The sequence below is a fragment of the Luteimonas sp. 100069 genome, from assembly GCF_003813845.1.
GTDB classification, from domain to species: domain Bacteria; phylum Pseudomonadota; class Gammaproteobacteria; order Xanthomonadales; family Xanthomonadaceae; genus Luteimonas; species Luteimonas chenhongjianii.
Genome location: NZ_RPFN01000008.1, coordinates 1 through 16,730, shown reverse-complemented (window position 1 = coordinate 16,730; position 16,730 = coordinate 1). Strand labels below are relative to the sequence as shown.

Genomic DNA, 16,730 nt, shown 5'->3' with positions numbered 1-16,730 from the left:
GCCAGCACGCAGCGGGCGCCTGGATCAACCCGCGCGCGCGTCCACGCGCCGCTGCCCCTGGTGCGTCATCGCGCGCCGGCGCAGTGCTTTCCAGGCGCGCCAGCCCAGCAGGAGCGCGAGGATGCCGGCGTAGAGCGCGGGTTCGCGCCAGTCGGACTTCACGATCCACCAGAAGTGCAGGACCGCCAGCGCTGCGATGAGGTAGATCGCCCGGTGCAGCCGACCCCAGTTGCGCCCGAGTCGCTTCATCCAGCCCTTGGTCGACGTGATCGCCAGGGGCACCAGCAGCAGCCACGCCAGGAAGCCGACGGTGATGAAGGGGCGTCGTGCGATCTCGGTCGCGACCTGCGAAAGGTCACCGACCAGGTCGAGCGCCAGCCAGACCCCGAAGTGCAGGCTCGCATAGACGAAGGCGTAGAGACCCAGCATCCGCCGGAAGCGCAGCGGCGCCGGCCAGCCGGTGAGCTGGCGCAGCGGGGTGATCGCCAGCGTGATCAGCAGCAGTCGCAACGCGCCGATGCCGAGCTCGTGTTCGATCGCGACCACCGGCTCGGCGCCGAGCGCGTCGACATTCGCGCCGCCCAGCACCAGCCAGACGCGCCAGGCGAGCCAGGCGAGCGGCGCCAGGCATGCCAGATGCACGAGTACCTTGGCCGCAACGATGCCGCCGGGTGTCGCGCGCCGAGGCTGCGCTGGCGCCGCACGGTTCAATACCACTTGCGCAGGTCCATCCCCGAATACAGCGACGCCACCTGATCGGCATAGCCGTTGAAGGGGCGTGTCTCGATCCGGTTCGCCAGCAGGCGATTGCCGGTGCCGGCGATCCGCCGCTCGGTCTTCTGGCTCCAGCGCGGATGGTCGACGGCCGGATTGACGTTGCTGAAGAAGCCGTACTCCGACGGCTGCAGATCGTTCCATGCAGTGCTGGGCATCCGCTCGACGAACTGGATCGAGGTGATCGACTTGATGCTCTTGAAGCCGTATTTCCACGGCACCACCAGCCGCAGCGGCGCACCGTTCTGCTGCGGCAGCGGCTTGCCGTACAGCCCGGTGGCAAGAAAGGCGAGGGGGTGCATGGCCTCGTCGATCCGCAGGCCTTCGCGGTACGGCCAGCGGATCGAACGGAAGCGCAGCCCGGGCATCTGCTCGCGATCGGCGAGCGTGGTGAACGCGACGTACTTGGCATTCGCGTTCGGTTCGAACTTGCGCAGCACCGATGCCAGCGGAACGCCGTCCCACGGGATCACCATCGACCAGCCCTCGACACAGCGCAGCCGGTAGATCCGCTCCTCGCTGGCGATGCCGCGAAGCAGGTCCTGCAGCGACACGCGGCCGGGCTTGGCGCATTCGCCGCCGACCTCGACCGTCCATGGCGAGGTGCGCAAGGTCTTCGCCGCGCTCGACGGATCACCCTTGCCCGTTCCGAACTCGTAGAAGTTGTTGTACGTGGTGATGTCCTCGAAGCGGGTCAGCGGCTCCTCGGTGCGGAATCCGCTGCTCGCCTGCGCGGGCGTGATGCGGGTGGTGCTGGCCGGCGGCGGCTCGGCCTCGGCGCATCCCGCAAGTCCGAGCGCCGGCGCCGCCGCCATCAGGGCCAGCAGGCGGCGGCGATCGCGATAGACCGCCTCTTCGGTGATGTCCGCCGCCCGGATCCGCAACGCATCGCGCAATGACATGGGTGCTCCTCGGCGCGGGCGCGCCCGTTGTGGACCGGTCGACATACGTTGCCAGCGCAACCATTGCGGGCACGTCAAACTGTTGCGCTGCGGCATACTTGCCGACCCTGACCATACGTCCTGTGGAGTCTGCAATGACGCGCGCGTACAACTTTGCTCCGGGACCGGCCGCGCTGCCTGAAAGCGTGCTGAAACAGGCGCAGGCGGACATGCTCGAATGGGGCGATGCCGGCGCGTCCATCGTGGAGATGAGCCACCGCGGCCCCGAGTTCATGGAGGTCGCCACGCGCGCCGAAGCCGATCTTCGCACGCTGCTGGGGGTGCCAGACGGCTATGCGGTGTTGTTCATGGCGGGCGGCGCGACCACGGCCCAGGCGCTGCTGCCGCTGAACTTCGCCAGTGACGGCGACACGGTCGACTACGTGGTTACCGGTCACTGGGGCAAGACCGCACTCAGGCAGCTGACGCCGGCGGTCCGGATCAACATCGCGGCCAGCGGCGAGGAAGGCGGGTATCGCTCGATTCCCGCGCGCGAGTCCTGGCAGTTGACGCCCGGCGCGGCTTACGTGCATGTCACCGCCAACGAGACCATCCACGGGGTCGAGTACCGACCGGCCTGGGGAGCGGTCCCGCCCGATACGGGCGATGTGCCGCTGTTCGCGGACTTCAGTTCCAGCATCGCGTCCGAGCCGATCGACATCTCCCGCTACGGCGTGATCTATGCGGGCGCGCAGAAGAACCTCGGCCCGGTCGGAATCTCCGTCGTCATCGTGCGCCGTGATCTGCTCGCGCGCGCCGGCCAGCCGCGCGCCGATATCTTCAACTACAGCTCCCACCTCGCGAACGGCTCGATGCTCAACACCCCGCCGACGTGGAACTGGTATGTCGCCGGTCTGGTGTTCCGCTGGATGCTCGACGAGGGCGGCACCGCCGAGTTCGACCGTCGCAGCGACGAGAAATCGGCGCTGCTCTACGGCGCGATCGATGGGTCTGGTGGCTTCTACCGCAACGAGGTCGATCCGGCGGTGCGCTCGCGCATGAACGTGCCGTTCTTCCTCGCTGACGACACCCGCAACGCGGCGTTCCTGGAGGGTGCGCGCGAGGCGGGACTGATCGGCCTCAAGGGCCACCGCGTGCTCGGCGGCATGCGCGCCTCGATCTACAACGCGATGCCGGTCGAGGGCGTCCGCGCGCTCGTCGCCTACATGCAGGATTTCCAGAAGCGCAATGGCTGATACGAAGAAGAGGACACGGGCGGCTTCCGGAGCGACGAAGCCGACGGCAGGGGTTGAAGCTGCAAAGGCCGCGGCCACCGCAGGCATCGCCAAGCCCGATCTCGACGCGGTACGGGCGCAGATCGACGGCATCGACCGCCAGATCCAGACCCTGATCGCCGAACGCGCGCAGTTCGCGCGCCAGGTCGGCAAGGCCAAGGGCAAGCTCGCCGCGGCCGTCGATTACTACCGCCCCGAACGCGAGGCCCAGGTGCTGCGCCGCGTGGTGGACCGCAACGACGGCCCGCTTTCCGATGCCGAGCTGGTGCGCCTGTTCCGCGAGATCATGTCGGCCTGCCTGGCCCAGCAGGAGCCGCTGAAGATCGGATATCTCGGGCCCGAAGGCACGTTCTCGCAGCAGGCCGTGCACAAGCAGTTCGGCCATTCGGCCAAGGGACTGCCGCTGGCGAGCATCGAGGAAGTGTTCGACGAGGTCGCCGCGGGCCATGCCGACTTCGGCGTGGTGCCGGTCGAGAATTCCGGGCAGGGCACCATCCAGTCCACGCTCGACATGTTTCTGACCTCGCCGCTGAAGATCTGCGGTGAAGTGGAACTGCGGGTGCACCAGTACCTGCTGTCGCGCACGGGGCGCATCGAGGACATCGAGCGCGTGTACTCGCACGGCCTGTCGCTGGCCCAGTGCAAGCAATGGCTGCGCGAGAACCTGCCCGGCGTCGAGAAGCATGCCGTGGTCAGCAATGCCGAGGCGGTGCGCCGGGCCAAGAAGTCCGACGACGCTGCCGCGATCGCCGGCGAGAACGCCGCGCACGTCTACGGCATGCAGGTCATCGCCGGTCCTATCGAGGACCGCAGCGACAACACCACGCGCTTCCTGGTCATCGGTCGCGGCGCGTTCCCACCGTCGGGCAACGACCGCACTTCGTTGATGGTCTTCATCCGCGACCAGCCAGGCGCGCTGTACCGCATCCTCGAACCACTGGCGCGACGCGACATCAGCATGAACCGCATCGAGTCGCGTCCGGCCCACGGGGCGCTGTGGCAGTACGCGTTCTTTATCGAGGTCAACGGCCATGTCGACGAATCGCCATTGAAGGACGCGCTGGGCGAGATCGACGCGTTCGCCGGGGAAGTCCGTGTACTCGGCTCCTATCCGGTCGCAGTGCCATGAGCGAAGCGTCATGGACCGCGGCTCCGGGCGCGCCGCTGCGTGGCGAAGTGCGGGTGCCGGGCGACAAGTCGGTTTCGCACCGCGCGATCATGCTGGCGTCGATCGCCGACGGCACCTCGCGCATCGATGGGTTTCTCGAGGGCGAGGATGCGCGCGCGACCGAGGCGATCTTCCGCAGCCTCGGCGCGGGGATCGAGGCGCCCGAGCCGGGCGTGCGCATCGTGCACGGCGTCGGCATCGACGGACTGCGGCGCGCCGACGGACCCCTCGACTGCGGCAATGCGGGCACCGGCATGCGCCTGCTCGCCGGCCTGCTCGCAGGCCAGGCCTTCGACAGCACGCTGATCGGCGACGCTTCGCTGTCGAAGCGCCCGATGCGGCGGGTGACCGGGCCGCTGGCGGCCATGGGCGCACGCATCGAGACCGGCGCGGGTGGCACGCCACCGCTGCGGATCCACGGCGGTCAAGCACTGCGCGGCATCGAGTTCGACAACACGCTGGCCAGTGCGCAGGTCAAGTCTTCTCTGTTGCTCGCAGGGCTCTATGCCGACGGCGAGACGGTCGTGCACGAACCGCGTCCCACCCGCGACTACACCGAGCGCATGCTCGCCGCCTTCGGCTGGCCTGTCGACTTCGCACCCGGCCTCGCACGTCTGCGTGGCGGCTATCGCCTGCAAGCGACCGATGTGCGCGTGCCGGCGGATTTCTCGTCCGCGGCATTCTTCCTGGTCGCCGCGTCGATCGTGCCCGGTTCGGATCTGCTGCTGCACCGCGTCGGCATGAATCCGCGCCGTACCGGCCTGCTGCACGTGTTGCGCCTGATGGGCGCGGACATCGTGGAGTCCAAGGTGGGCGAGGAGGGCGGCGAACCGGTTGCCGACCTGCGCGTGCGTCATGCGCCGCTGCGCGGCATCGATGTGCCCGAGCAGCACGTGCCGGACATGATCGACGAGTTTCCGGCGCTGTTCATCGCCGCTGCCTGCGCGGCCGGGGTGACCCGGGTGACTGGCGCGGAGGAGCTGCGGGTCAAGGAGTCGGACCGGATCGCGACCATGGCCGCAGGCCTGCGCGCACTCGGGGTCGCGATCGAAGAGGCACCTGATGGCGCGCACATCGCCGGGCGTGCGGATGGCTTTGCCGGCGGCGGCGTCCACAGTCATGGCGACCACCGCATCGCAATGTCCTTCGCGATTGCCGGCCAGCGTGCTCGCGGACCGGTGATCATCGACGACACCGCCAACGTCGCAACTTCGTTTCCCGGATTCGTGCCGATGGCGAAGGCCGCCGGCTTCGGTCTGCGCGAGGACTGATCCGCGCGGCGGGGGTGCGCGCGCCCATTGCCTGGCGTAGATGCCTCGCGAGGCTGTGTAGCAGCTGCACGAAAAACGCCCGCACCTTGCGATGCGGGCGTTGCGGCTCGCGCGTCAGGGTCGAGCGGTCAGCGCGGTTGCTGGAGGCTGAAGTCGATCGGCACCCGGACTTCGCTCGCTATCGGCTTGCCCCCCTTGATGGCGGGTTCGAATTTCCAGGAGCGCACGGCCTGCTGCGCGGCGCGATCCAGATCGCGCGATCCACTGCGCTCGGCGATGCTGACGTCGGTGGCATTGCCGTCCGCGTCCACCTGCACCAGCAGCGTCAGCGAGCCTTCCTCACGATTGCGTGCGGCGGCTGGCGGATAGGGAATCTCCGGCTGCGCGGTGGGGCGCGCCGCGCGGTCGGCCGGCTGGGCAGGGGGCCGTGCAGGCGCCGGGGCGCTGCGGGTCGGGCGGCTCTCGGGTTCACGTTCCGCGACCGGTGTATCCGGGTCGCCGATGATCGGCGTCGGCGGCAGTTCGACCGTTTCACGAGCGCTCCGCTGCGTCAGCGCATACCAGCCGATCAGGACGAGGAGGGCCAGCAGCAGGATCCACAGGAGCGGGCTTGAGCGCTTGCGCCGGCGATCCCGGTCGTGGGGCGGGGGATCAGCGGGACGCTGGGCCGGATCGTACATGGCGCACCCTATTGTGAATGGGAGGGATGAGGCTCCCATGCAATGCGTGGATGCGGCGTGCAGCTTCGCGCTTATCCGCCCTCGGGGACGAACGAAAACGGGATGCGAAGCTCGCCCGGCACCGGCTGGCCGTCGCGCATGGCGGGCTCGAACCGCCAGCGCCGAGCGGCGCTCATGGCCGCGCGGTCGAGGCGTGGATGCTGACTGCTGCTGACCAGCTCGACATCGGTGACGCGCCCGTTCGCGCCGACCCGTACCAGTACCACCACGTCACCGCGTTCGCCGCGGCGCAGCGATGCCCGGGGATACTGCGGGGACGGGCTCGAGATCGGGCGTGGATCGCTGGAAGCCGCGCGGGCGGGTGCCGCTGCCGCAGGCGCAGGCGTGGGCGGCGTCGTGGCCGCTGCCGGCGCGGCGGGCGCGCCTGATTGCGGCAGCTCCCTGTCCATCGCGACCGGCGCGGCGCTGCCGGGCGCACCCGCATAGTCGAATCCGCGCTCTGCAGTGGCGGCCGCGGGCAGCGGTGCGGGGAGATCGTTCAGCACCTGCTCCGACCCCACCTCGCCATTCGCGTCGCCGCCGTCATCTCCCGCAGGCCCGCGACCCATAAACACGCTCATGAACAACAGCAGGCCAAGACCGCATGCCCCGAGCACGGTCCACCATGCGTGACCTCTGGGCATCGCGTCGCGCATGCCGCGACGCAGGCGGGTGGTGATCGGCAGTGGAGCGGGCATCGTCGGCATCTCGGGGGCGGCGCCGCATTCTTGCATACGGTTTCCCGCCGCCAGGCGCGCCCGCTGCGAACGCGTGCGGGGATGATCCGGGCGATAATGCCGGTCCGCTCAGCGATAGACGAACAGCCGCCATGCTTGATCCGAACCTTCTGCGCCAGCACCTCACCGAGACCGCCACGCGCCTGCGCGAAAGCCGCGGATTCGAATTGCCGGTCTCGCGCATCGAGTCTCTCGAGACCGAGCGCAAGCAGATCCAGGTGCGCACCCAGGAGCTGCAGAACCTGCGCAACACCCGCAGCAAGGCGATCGGACAGGCCAAGGCCAAGGGTGAGGATGTCGCCCCGCTGCTGGCCGAGGTCGCCGGGTTCGGTGACGAGCTCAAGGCCAGCGAGGCGCGGCTCGAGGCGATCCAGGCCGACATCGAGGCGATCGTGCTCGGCGTGCCGAACCTTCCCGATCCCGGCGTGCCGGTGGGGCGCGACGAGTCCGACAACGTCGAGCAGTCGCGCTGGGGCACGCCGCGCAGTTTCGACTTCACGGTGCGCGACCACGTCGAACTCGGCGAGCGCCATGGCTGGCTCGACGCCGAGGCCGGGGCCAAGCTCAGCGGCGCACGCTTCACCGTGCTGCGCGGCAAGCTGGCCCGCCTGCACCGCGCGCTCGCGCAGTTCATGCTCGACCTGCATACACAGGAGCATGGCTACGAGGAAACGAGCGTGCCGCTGATCGTCAATGCCGAGACCATGCGCGGCACCGGTCAGCTGCCCAAGTTCGAGGACGATCTGTTCGCGACGCCGTTCGGCGACGAAACGCGTTATCTGATTCCGACGGCCGAAGTGCCGCTGACCAATATCGTGCGCGATGTGATCGTCGATGCCGAGCGCCTGCCGCTGCGCATGAGCGCGCATTCGCTTTGCTTCCGCTCCGAGGCGGGCAGCCACGGCCGCGACACCCGCGGCATGATCCGCCAGCACCAGTTCGAGAAGGTCGAGATGGTGTCGGTGGTGCGCCCGGAGGACAGCGACGCCGAACTCGAGCGCATGACCCGCTGCGCCGAGACCGTGCTCGAGAAGCTCGGCCTGCCGTACCGCAGGATGCTGCTGTGCACCGGCGACATGGGCTTCGCTGCGCGACGCACCTACGATCTCGAGGTATGGCTGCCTTCGCAGCAGACCTACCGCGAGATCTCATCGTGCTCGAACACGGGCGATTTCCAGGCCCGCCGCATGCAGGCGCGCTGGCGCAACCCCGAGACCGGCAAGCCCGAGCCGGTGCACACGCTCAACGGCTCGGGCCTGGCCGTGGGCCGCACCTTGATTGCGGTGATGGAGAACTTCCAGGCCGCGGACGGCAGCATCGAAGTCCCGGCGGTGCTGCGCCCGTATATGGGTGGCGTAGAGCGTCTCGACTGATCCCATCAGGGAACGCCTGATCGCAGGGCCTCGAGGCCGCGCGACCGGCAGCGCGTCTGTTGCACTGGTGGAATATGCGTGGTGGAATGCTGGGGATTGTTCTGAAGGCAGGGCTTCCCGATGCAGGATCTCAATGATCTCTACTATTTCGCGATGGTCGTCGAGCACGGCGGCTTCGCGGCCGCCGAGCGCGCGCTCGGGATTCCCAAATCACGCCTGAGCCGGCGCATCAGCCAGCTGGAAACGGAGCTGGGCGTGCGCCTGCTGCAGCGCTCGACCCGGCGCTTCGCAGTGACCGATGTCGGCCAGAGCGTGTTCCGCCACGCGCAGTCGATGCTCGCCGAGGCCACGGCCGCGCGCGAGGTGGTCGATCGCCTGAGCGCCGAGCCCCGTGGGCTGGTGCGCGTCAGCGTTCCGGTGAGCATCGCCCAGCAATCCATTCCGCAGATGCTGCCGGAGTTCCTTGCGCGTTACCCGCAGGTACGCGTGCAGTTGCACGTCAGCAACCGGCGCGTCGATGTCATCAACGAAGGTTTCGACGTGGCGGTGCGGGTGCGCTCCAAGCTCGACGACGACGGCAGCCTGGTGATGCGCAGCTTCGGCCAGATCCAGGAGCTTCTGGTGGCCAGCCCCGCTTACCTCGATCGCATGGGGCGACCGAAGGATCCCGACGAGCTCGGCCAGCACACGACCATGAGCATGGGCGAGGACGAGGTGAAGCAGCGCTGGGATCTGCAGGCCAACGACGGCACCACCCGCCGCGTCGAACTGAAGCCGCGCGTCGCCGGCTTCGATTTTCCGATGCTGATGGCGCTGGCCAAGCAGGGACTCGGCATCACGATGCTGCCCGAGACGTTGTGCGCCGAAGCGGTGCGCAATGGCGAACTCGAAGTGGTGCTGCCGGACTGGCATCTGCCGCAAGGCATCGCACACGCCGTATTCGCGTCGCGTCGCGGCCTGTTGCCGGCGGTACGGGTCTTCATCGATTTCCTCGCCGAAAAGCTGCCTCCCCTCATCGAAGCCTCGAGTCTCGACTGCCGCAACTGCGACAGGCGGCCGGTGGCAGGCGCGGTCCCGCCGCCGAGTATCTCGGGCGAAGCGGTGCGTGCGACAATGGCCTGACTCCGACGCGCCGCGCACGAGTGCGTGGCGGCCGCTCCTGGGGGTGATCGGTCCTGTTGCGCGCTTGCAGCAGGGCGGGGCGTTGAACATCGGAGAGATGGCCGAGTGGTTTAAGGCAGCGGTCTTGAAAACCGCCGAAGGGTCAAACCTTCCGTGGGTTCGAATCCCACTCTCTCCGCCAATCTATTCCATCTATCTGATTTTATTGGATAAATGGCGATTCCGAGGTTGGCAAATCAGGACACAAATCGGGTCACAACCCGATGCGTATTCCTCATCACATGAGCCGCTCCCCCTCGGGGCGCTGGGCGTTCCGCCAGCGTGTCCCTCTCGACCTGCAGCCGGTTCTAGGCTGCCGTCTCCTCAAACGCTCGTTGCTCACGAACGACCTTCCGCAGGCCCGCGTGCGCGCCCTGCTACTCGCCGCCAGCTATGCTCGGCTCTTCGGTTTGTTGAGGGATCGACGCGTGGCGAAGTTGTCCAGGGAAGATGCGGATGCGTTGATCGAACGCTTGAGCGGCGCCACCAACCTCAGGGACCTAACGCTCCATCGCACCTTGGGCCCGGATGGGACCGTGAGCGAGCGCTGGCAGATCGACGACGAGAAAGATGTTCTGCTCTTTCAGAAGATTCAGCAGCGCCGCGTTGGTGACGATCCCATCCAAGACATGCTGGACGGCATCGAGCCTGCGCCTTCGCCGCCCCGTCCTCATCGCGGTCTAGAGCCTATCCAGCTGGGGAAAGCGCGGGATGCGTGGTTGGCCACGCTCAAGGGAAGCACCCTGCCCAAAACCTACACGATCAAGAAGACGGCCATCGAGGCCTTGGTGAAGTTTTTGGGCGACAAGACCCGTGTCGCGAGCATCACCCGATCGGACTTGGCGCGCTGGTATCAGGCCATGCGAGCGGCTGGTGCATCGACACCCACGCTGACGAACAAGCAAAGCTATGTGGGCGGCAAAGGGGGCTTTTTCGACTGGGCCATTGCATCGGGTTACTACCCCAAAGGCGACAACCCTGCCAGCGGTCATGTCAGCTACTCGGCGCGGGAGAAGCGTGCCCGCCGCAAGCTCGGTTTCAAAGCGTTTGATCGCGATCAGGTCCAAGCGCTCTTCGCACCCGCGGCCTTCGAGCGGCTGTCGGCCTCAGCCCGCTGGGCGTCGCTTATTGGCCTCTACACGGGGGCGCGAGCATCGGAGGTCGGGCAGTTGCTCGTGTCCGACGTGTTGGAGATCGACGGGGTGGCGTGCATCCGCATTTCGGACGAGGGCGAGCATCAGAAAGTGAAGACAGACGTTAGTCTTCGGACCGTGCCCTTGCACCCAGAGCTGATTCGACTGGGTTTCCTGGAGTGGGTCCAAGGCCTGCGCCAAGCAAAGCACACGCGGTTGTTCCCTGCAGCCAAGGCCGATGCGAAGAACGGGCAGGGCAACTGGATCTCCAAAGCCTACAGCCGCCATGTGCGTGACGTGGGTAAGGGGTGGCCCGCCGCCAAGCGTGGGTTTCACTCGTTGCGCAAGACCCTGATCCAAGAGCTGCAGGGCATCGGCGTGGTCTCCGAGCTTCGGGCCCAAATCGTGGGGCACGAGCTTGACGACGAGCACCACGGCACCTACAGCCGGGATTTCTCCGTGCGAGAGAAGCTGGATGGCTTGGGGCCTCACTCGCCAGGACTGAAAGCGCTGTCCTACGACCTGATCCTCACGAAGGATCACGTCTAAAGCATGGCGACGTCGGAGACGGAGGCCCATCAGTCGGGCTACTTGAAAGCGGTGGAGGCCTTGTTCGACGAAGCGTTGGCGCCCACGCCGAAAGAGCGGGCAGAGGCAAGGCGCAAACGGCAAGAGCTCGAGAGCAGCTTCGACGATCCAGATGCTTACCGAGGCGTTCGTGCAGCCTTGGACAAGGCCGACGATGGGTTCTGGATGCAGCGATCGACGGCTCAGTTTTACCTCCGCATGAGCCCGACCACCTTCAAGAAGGCGCTTGGACGAGGCCCTCACCCGTTTGAGGCCCCCAACGGCGGCGCTAGGAAGAAAGACGTCTTGGGCTGGTTTGAGCGCGCTGTAATGGCCAAACACGCGGACAAGGTCGGAATCAGTCCCATCGCCCGCATGGGTCGAGATTCCAAGAGCGGACGGCCTTACCTGGTTCGGGACGACGGAGTGATCCTGGCCGACGGCGAGATCACGAGCCTTTCTCGAGAAGACGTTCTTCGGGTTCTACCCCGATTTCGCGGACACATCCATCAAGGCTCACACTGAGCAAAAGGAGTGTCTATGTCGAAGCGCAAGCGTTACAGCCCCGAGTACAAGCGAGAGCTGGTTGATCTGGTCCGGCGATCGAAGACGAGCTGCCGTCAGATCGGTCTGGAAGTGGGGGTCAATCCGAACATGCTCACCCGGTGGGTGCGCGAAGCCGAGGCCGAGGGCGGCAAGGCGTTCCCCGGCGGCGGCACACCCCGCGATGAAGACATCGCCAGGCTCAAACGCGAGCTGGCACGGGTGACGAAGGAGCGGGATTTTTTAAAAGACGCGGCAGCGTACTTCGCGAAGCAGTCACCGAACGGTACGCGGTGATTGAGCGCTGCCGCAGCCACTATTCCATCGGAATGATGTGCCGCTGCCTGGACGTGTCGACCAGTGGCTTCTATGGCTGGGCCGGCCGCAAGCCGGGGCCCAGGGCGCGCGCAAACGCACGTGTGCTTGCGCGTATCGCGCAGATTCACGAGGACAGCGGCGGCGTGATCGGCGCGCCGCGCATGCACGAGGATCTGGTCGACGAGGGCGAACAGATCAGCCTCAATCGCGTCGCCAGGCTGATGGCGGGCGCCAATCTGCAGGGATGGCCCCGGCGCAGGAAGCGTCGCTTCGGCGGCAAGCCGGGTGCACGCCCGGTGGGCATCGAGAACCGGCTCGATCGCGACTTCAATGCCAGCGAACCGGAGACCAAGTGGGTCACCGACATCACCGAGATCGCGACAGTGGAAGGCAAGCTGTACCTGTGCGTAGTGGTCGATCTCTACAGCAAGCTGGTGGTGGGCTGGTCGATGCATCACCGGCAGGACCGCCACATGGTCGTGCGTGCGGTGCAGATGGCGGTGTGGCAACGGCAGAGCAGCGCCGAAGTCATCCTGCATTCGGATCGCGGCGGCCAGTTCATCAGCGGCACCTACCAGAAGTTCCTGGGCGGAAACGCATTGGTGAGCAGCATGAGCAAAGTGGGTCACTGCGCCGACAACGCCGCATGCGAAGGCTTCTTTGGATTGCTCAAGCGTGAGCGCGTACACCGCCGACACTACCGAACCCGCGACGAGGCGCGTGCGGACTTGTTTGATTACCTCGAGCGGTTCCACAACCCGCGCATGCGCCGTAGAGTAGCCCGCCGTGACCGGGCGTTTTCAGCCTTAATCAAACCGTCCGCGGAAACGGGGTAGAACCCATTGACTATTCGGGCGGCCGCTCCGTTAAGACGGTATACGATCAATCTTTAAGCCCGATTTCGATGAAAGACTCGGTCGATGGAGGTATTTGGCTTGAAATGGATTTCAACGCAGCTGGCGAGTTGGCCGCCTTGCGGGACGGGCCTTTACCTGCTGCATTTTTGAGATATAAGTACGATGGGGCTGGTAGATTAACAGGGGCAATGGATGGTGATACAAATGTTAGTATTGAGAGTTACGCTTATGACCTGACGGGAAATAGAGAGGCATTTTCCCACGGCAATGCAGTATCTGCATACATATACGGCTCTCAATCCAATAAATTGGCTTCGGTTAATGGTGTCCTTCGGGAGTACGATTCCGCTGGAAACTTAAGCAGCATCGGCGGCTCGGATCGTGAGTTCTATTATGATACGGTGGGTCGGCTTAAAGTATACCGCGAGGCTGGAGTAACCAAGGCTTCGTATGACTACAATGCGTTTGGTCAGAGAATAAGGTCAACTTGGGAAGGTGAGGTCGAGGTCGCTAACTTTGATGAATTTGGTAAGTATTTGAGCTTATCTGATGAGGCTGGAGTCGATCATTCTCAGTTTATTTGGCTGGATGATAGGCCTGTGGCGCTGGTCGAGGGTTCTGGGGCGTCGGCAGTAATCCATCTAATTCAATCAGATCATTTGGCGACGCCTCGTGTCGTCATAGAAAGGCAAAGGAATGAAGCGATCTGGAGATGGAGTTCTTTGGGCGAAGCATTCGGTTCGACACCACCAGATCAAGATCCTGACCAAGGTGGCAGGAACTTGCGATTCGACCTGCGTTTTCCGGGGCAAAAGTTTGATATTGGGTCAAAGCTGTTCTACAACTATCACCGGGATTACGAGCCTGAGACGGGGCGCTACATCCAGAGTGATCCGATTGGATTGCGTGGAGGTGTGGCGACTTACGCTTACTCAGGTTCTTCACCATTAACCGCCATAGATCCGCTGGGTTTGCTGGTATGGAGGTTCGAAAGTGTGCAGTGGATAGGTGGCTTTGTTCCTGGCATGCCCACAACTTCCTATCCTGGTGCTAACCAAGGCGCGTTCAATCAGGACACATGCGCGAGAACGACTCTGGATTGGTCAATTACAGCGCGCTGCGTGTGTGGACCAGGCGGGTTTATTCTTGACGAAATTGAAGCGATTTTTTCCCCCATTGTTCTTATGAAGAGCCGTTTTGAATCGCCAGCGACACGGCGAGCTACCCGAAGAGATGAAATGGATCATGTGAATGATCTAGACGACTGGGTGAGCAGCGAACGCCAGACAGGTGAGAGAATCGAAGCTGAAATGAAGCGCAGATCGTTTGCTACAGAGAGCGAGTGTAAAATTGCCTCCGAAGAAGATTTAGATGCGTCGCTTAAGTCGACGGTTGAGGCGGCATTCCGTGCGTCTAAGGCGAAGTGGGATATCTCTTTGAAACACTCTGCACCGAGCTGTTAATAAAATACGGGGTGCCCAATGAGATTTATTGCTAGTGTGGCTTTAGCTCTTATTTCTGGCTGCTCAACTAATAATGTAGCCAATAGTGCTGGTCACGTCGATTGCCCCTTAGTCGAGGTTCTATGGAAAGGGGAGTCGCACATGTCTCCGGAGTTTGATCAAGCTTCATTTGACATCAGAAACGTCGGGAATTCAGTATTGCGTCTCCCAAGTTTTGTTGGTGCAACTCATAAGGTTCATCCCGGGTTTGTGGAGACTCAGTTTAGCGACGACAATGGACGAACTTGGAGCGCTTACACGGTGAATCTTGATGAGTACAATAGGCGAGTAGCATGGATTGATTTGGCTCCCGGCGAGAAAGTTGTAGTTCAAGCATCACTCGGTGGGGCTTCGATAGCTGATCAGCCACGAGATCGGAAGTTCAGAATCCAGATTTTTCTGTCTGAGCATTGTGGTATTAAGTCAGATATTGTGCCGGGTAGCACCATTAATCGTTTAAGCGGTGGTGGTAAGTCGGAAAGTTACTCCGCCAAGCCACCACTTCAAAAGTAGAACTTCGGCGGTGTTGTTACAGTCACTCGATATGCGTCGGCTTACCGAGCGAGTCATGGCGTAAGCTCCCCCGCCTGACAGACACCGCATAAGTAGATCTTTCTGGCATCGTTTCCCCAGCCAGGAGGTTCCATGCGCACATCGAAGTTCACCGAGACGCAGATCGTCGCGACGCTCAAGCAGGCCGACGCAGGCGTGCCCGTCAAGGACATCTGCCGCCAAGTCGGTATCAGCACAGCGACGTACTACCAGTGGAAGAGCAAGTACGGAGGCCTGGAGGCATCCGAGCTGCGCCGGGTCAAGGAGCTCGAAGCCGAGAATTCGAAACTCAAGCGGATGTACGCCGAGCTGGCGCTCGACAACGCGGCGATGAAGGATCTCATCGCAAAAAAACTCTAGGGCCGGCGCGCAAGCGCGAGGCCGTGCGGTACCTGATCGAGGTGCACGCGCGGCCGCTGCGCCGGTCCTGTGCATGCGTCGGGCTTGCGCGTGCGGCGTGGTACGCGCCGCCGCTGGACTGGACAGTGCGCGATGCCGAGTTGATCGCGGCCATCGCACGCGTGGTCGAAGATCGGCCCAGCCGCGGCTTCTGGAAATGTAGCGACGTGCTGCGCAGGACACGGCGCGACTGGAATCCGAAAAGGATCTACCGCGTGTACAAGGCCATGCAACTCAACCTGCGTCGCGCCGCAAAGCGGCGCCTGCCCAAGCGCGCCCGGGTCGCGCTGTACGTCCCGAGGCTCCCCGATACGGTCTGGTCGGTCGACTTCATGAGCGACGCGCTCGCCTGTGGCCGACGCTTCCGCACCTTCAACGTGGTCGACGACTTCAACCGCGAGGTGCTGCATATCGAGGTCGACACGTCGATCAACTCGCATCGTCTCGTGCGCGTGTTCGAGCAGATCAAGCACGATCATGGCTTGCCGCAGGTCGTGCGTTCCGACAACGGGCCCGAGTTCCTGGGCGAGGCATTTACCAGCTGGCTGAAGGTCAATGGTGTGGCGATCCAGTACATCCAGCCCGGCAAGCCGAACCAGAACGCCTTCATCGAACGCTTCAATCGGACCTTCCGGGAAGAAGTGCTCGACCAGCATCTCTTCGCCCGCCTCGACGATATCCGCGAAGCCACCCATTGGTGGATGATCGATTACAACGAAGAGCGCCCCCACGACTCGCTCGGCGGACTGACGCCTGCCGAGTACCGCAATCAACACGCCCGAAGGTCTACTTTTGAAGTGTCTGCTTGACGGGGGAGCTTACGGATCAAGCGCAGCATCACGCCCCGCTCGTGCGCCCAAGCCACCATCGCCTTGCCGCAGAACTCCTTGCCGTTGTCCGTTCGGACTATCTTCGGCAGGCCACGGCTGAGGGCCAGGCGGTCGAGCACACGACTGACCCCGTGCCCGGAAATCGCGCGTTCGACTTCGATCGCCACAGCTTCGTGGCTCGCGTCGTCCACGATCACCAGCCACTTGATGACGCGGCCGTCGGCTGTGCGGTCGAAGATGAAGTCCCTCGACCACACTTCATTGGCCGCAACCGGACGGATCAGCGGTTGCCGCTCGCCCACCGGCACCTTCTTGCGCTTGCGTCGCCGCACCTGCAGCTTGGCCTGCTGATACAGCCGCTCCACGCGTTTGTAATTCACGGCATGGCCGCCTTGCCGCAGCTTGAGATAGATCATGCCCACGCCGTAGCGCCTGTGCCGATGCGCCAATGCCTGGATCTGCTCTCGCAGTTCGACATTGCGATCCGGACGAGGTGTGTAGCGCAGTGCGCTGGCGCTCATGCCCACCACGCGCAAAGCGCGCCGCTCGCTGAGTCCTTTACCTGCCATGTAGCGCACCTGCTCGCGACGGGCCGGTGCGCTCACCATTTTTTTCGCAGCACGTCCTTGATCACCTCATTCTCGAGGACT

14 protein-coding genes, 1 tRNA gene and 2 pseudogenes are annotated in these 16,730 nt (G+C 64.3%); 12 read left to right on the top strand and 5 right to left on the bottom strand.

From position 1 onward, the window contains the following. Nucleotides 1–24: 24 nt before the first annotated feature. The gene (locus EGK76_RS14435; protein ID WP_096300485.1) at nt 25–663 is read right to left on the bottom strand and encodes a protein-methionine-sulfoxide reductase heme-binding subunit MsrQ; all 639 of its coding nucleotides are present in this window, start codon (nt 661–663) and stop codon (nt 25–27) included. A 44-nt stretch (nt 664–707) separates the two neighbouring features. Beyond that, entirely contained in the window at nt 708–1,676 is a 969-nt protein-coding gene (msrP, locus tag EGK76_RS14430; RefSeq protein ID WP_123833082.1) for a protein-methionine-sulfoxide reductase catalytic subunit MsrP, read from the bottom strand. 134 nt (nt 1,677–1,810) lie between these two features. Here msrP and serC point away from each other — a divergent pair, with 134 nt between their 5' ends. Genes serC through aroA form a run of 3 tightly spaced genes read left to right on the top strand, consistent with a single transcriptional unit; the run spans nt 1,811 to nt 5,389 of the window. After that, on the top strand, nt 1,811–2,911 hold the full coding sequence (gene serC / locus EGK76_RS14425) for a phosphoserine transaminase (protein ID WP_123833081.1): 1,101 nt from the start codon (nt 1,811–1,813) through the stop codon (nt 2,909–2,911). Next, nucleotides 2,904–4,079, top strand: a complete 1,176-nt coding sequence (gene pheA, locus EGK76_RS14420) for a prephenate dehydratase (protein ID WP_123833080.1) — start codon at nt 2,904–2,906, stop codon at nt 4,077–4,079. The genes serC and pheA overlap by 8 nt, the downstream gene beginning before the upstream one ends. Next, nucleotides 4,076–5,389: a 3-phosphoshikimate 1-carboxyvinyltransferase gene (gene aroA / locus EGK76_RS14415; RefSeq protein WP_123833079.1), complete on the top strand. Its 1,314-nt coding sequence runs from the start codon at nt 4,076–4,078 to the stop codon at nt 5,387–5,389. The genes pheA and aroA overlap by 4 nt, the downstream gene beginning before the upstream one ends. Before the next feature lie 128 nt (nt 5,390–5,517). Here aroA and EGK76_RS14410 read toward each other — a convergent pair whose 3' ends face one another. Both EGK76_RS14410 and EGK76_RS14405 read right to left on the bottom strand, forming a co-directional pair. Next, nucleotides 5,518–6,069 (bottom strand): energy transducer TonB, encoded by a 552-nt coding sequence (locus tag EGK76_RS14410; protein WP_158613510.1) that lies wholly within the window; start codon nt 6,067–6,069, stop codon nt 5,518–5,520. 71 nt (nt 6,070–6,140) lie between these two features. Beyond that, nucleotides 6,141–6,764, bottom strand: coding sequence for an energy transducer TonB (locus EGK76_RS14405; RefSeq protein ID WP_158613509.1), 624 nt, complete (start codon nt 6,762–6,764; stop codon nt 6,141–6,143). Between the two features lie 173 nt (nt 6,765–6,937). Between EGK76_RS14405 and serS the strand changes: the two genes are divergently transcribed. From serS to EGK76_RS14360, 9 genes and pseudogenes are all read left to right on the top strand, one after another. Continuing rightward, nucleotides 6,938–8,218, top strand: coding sequence for a serine--tRNA ligase (gene serS / locus EGK76_RS14400; RefSeq protein ID WP_123833076.1), 1,281 nt, complete (start codon nt 6,938–6,940; stop codon nt 8,216–8,218). A gap of 120 nt (nt 8,219–8,338) precedes the next feature. Beyond that, nucleotides 8,339–9,265, top strand: a pseudogene (locus EGK76_RS14395) (LysR family transcriptional regulator); the annotation flags it as partial. 166 nt (nt 9,266–9,431) lie between these two features. Further along, a tRNA-Ser gene (locus tag EGK76_RS14390) sits at nt 9,432–9,521 on the top strand. An 82-nt stretch (nt 9,522–9,603) separates the two neighbouring features. Then, nucleotides 9,604–11,061 carry a site-specific integrase gene (locus tag EGK76_RS14385; protein WP_123833075.1) on the top strand — a complete coding sequence of 486 codons (1,458 nt, stop codon included), beginning with the start codon at nt 9,604–9,606 and terminating at the stop codon, nt 11,059–11,061. Nucleotides 11,062–11,064: 3 nt separating this feature from the next. Then, nucleotides 11,065–11,604, top strand: a complete 540-nt coding sequence (locus EGK76_RS14380) for a hypothetical protein (protein ID WP_123833074.1) — start codon at nt 11,065–11,067, stop codon at nt 11,602–11,604. Nucleotides 11,605–11,619: 15 nt separating this feature from the next. After that, nucleotides 11,620–12,776, top strand: a protein-coding gene (locus EGK76_RS14375) for an IS3 family transposase (RefSeq protein WP_096296553.1) whose coding sequence is annotated in 2 segments (ribosomal slippage) — nt 11,620–11,869 and nt 11,869–12,776 — 1,158 coding nt in all. Because the reading frame shifts where the segments join, the coding sequence is not laid out codon by codon here. Nucleotides 12,777–12,844: 68 nt separating this feature from the next. After that, nucleotides 12,845–14,260: an RHS repeat-associated core domain-containing protein gene (locus tag EGK76_RS14370; protein ID WP_123833073.1), complete on the top strand. Its 1,416-nt coding sequence runs from the start codon at nt 12,845–12,847 to the stop codon at nt 14,258–14,260. A gap of 141 nt (nt 14,261–14,401) precedes the next feature. Beyond that, nucleotides 14,402–14,812, top strand: a complete 411-nt coding sequence (locus EGK76_RS14365) for a hypothetical protein (protein WP_123833072.1) — start codon at nt 14,402–14,404, stop codon at nt 14,810–14,812. Between the two features lie 132 nt (nt 14,813–14,944). Continuing rightward, a protein-coding gene (locus EGK76_RS14360) for an IS3 family transposase (protein ID WP_199730926.1) occupies nt 14,945–16,059 on the top strand; the annotation gives its coding sequence in 2 pieces (ribosomal slippage) (nt 14,945–15,197 and nt 15,197–16,059; 1,116 coding nt in all). Nucleotides 16,060–16,073: 14 nt separating this feature from the next. On the opposite strand, the pseudogene EGK76_RS14355 reads toward EGK76_RS14360, so the two are convergent. Continuing rightward, a pseudogene (locus tag EGK76_RS14355) lies at nt 16,074–16,730 on the bottom strand (DDE-type integrase/transposase/recombinase); the annotation flags it as partial.

What these genes read in the sequence shown, in the direction of transcription:
- msrP (WP_123833082.1), bottom strand. Translation starts at nt 1,676, where the DNA reads ATGTCATTGCGCGATGCGTTGCGGATCCGGGCGGCGGACATCACCGAA.
- serC (WP_123833081.1), top strand. Translation starts at nt 1,811, where the DNA reads ATGACGCGCGCGTACAACTTTGCTCCGGGACCGGCCGCGCTGCCTGAA.
- pheA (WP_123833080.1), top strand. Translation starts at nt 2,904, where the DNA reads ATGGCTGATACGAAGAAGAGGACACGGGCGGCTTCCGGAGCGACGAAG.
- aroA (WP_123833079.1), top strand. Translation starts at nt 4,076, where the DNA reads ATGAGCGAAGCGTCATGGACCGCGGCTCCGGGCGCGCCGCTGCGTGGC.
- EGK76_RS14410 (WP_158613510.1), bottom strand. Translation starts at nt 6,069, where the DNA reads ATGTACGATCCGGCCCAGCGTCCCGCTGATCCCCCGCCCCACGACCGG.
- EGK76_RS14405 (WP_158613509.1), bottom strand. Translation starts at nt 6,764, where the DNA reads ATGCGCGACGCGATGCCCAGAGGTCACGCATGGTGGACCGTGCTCGGG.
- serS (WP_123833076.1), top strand. Translation starts at nt 6,938, where the DNA reads ATGCTTGATCCGAACCTTCTGCGCCAGCACCTCACCGAGACCGCCACG.
- EGK76_RS14385 (WP_123833075.1), top strand. Translation starts at nt 9,604, where the DNA reads ATGCGTATTCCTCATCACATGAGCCGCTCCCCCTCGGGGCGCTGGGCG.
- EGK76_RS14380 (WP_123833074.1), top strand. Translation starts at nt 11,065, where the DNA reads ATGGCGACGTCGGAGACGGAGGCCCATCAGTCGGGCTACTTGAAAGCG.
- EGK76_RS14370 (WP_123833073.1), top strand. Translation starts at nt 12,845, where the DNA reads ATGAAAGACTCGGTCGATGGAGGTATTTGGCTTGAAATGGATTTCAAC.
- EGK76_RS14365 (WP_123833072.1), top strand. Translation starts at nt 14,402, where the DNA reads ATGTCTCCGGAGTTTGATCAAGCTTCATTTGACATCAGAAACGTCGGG.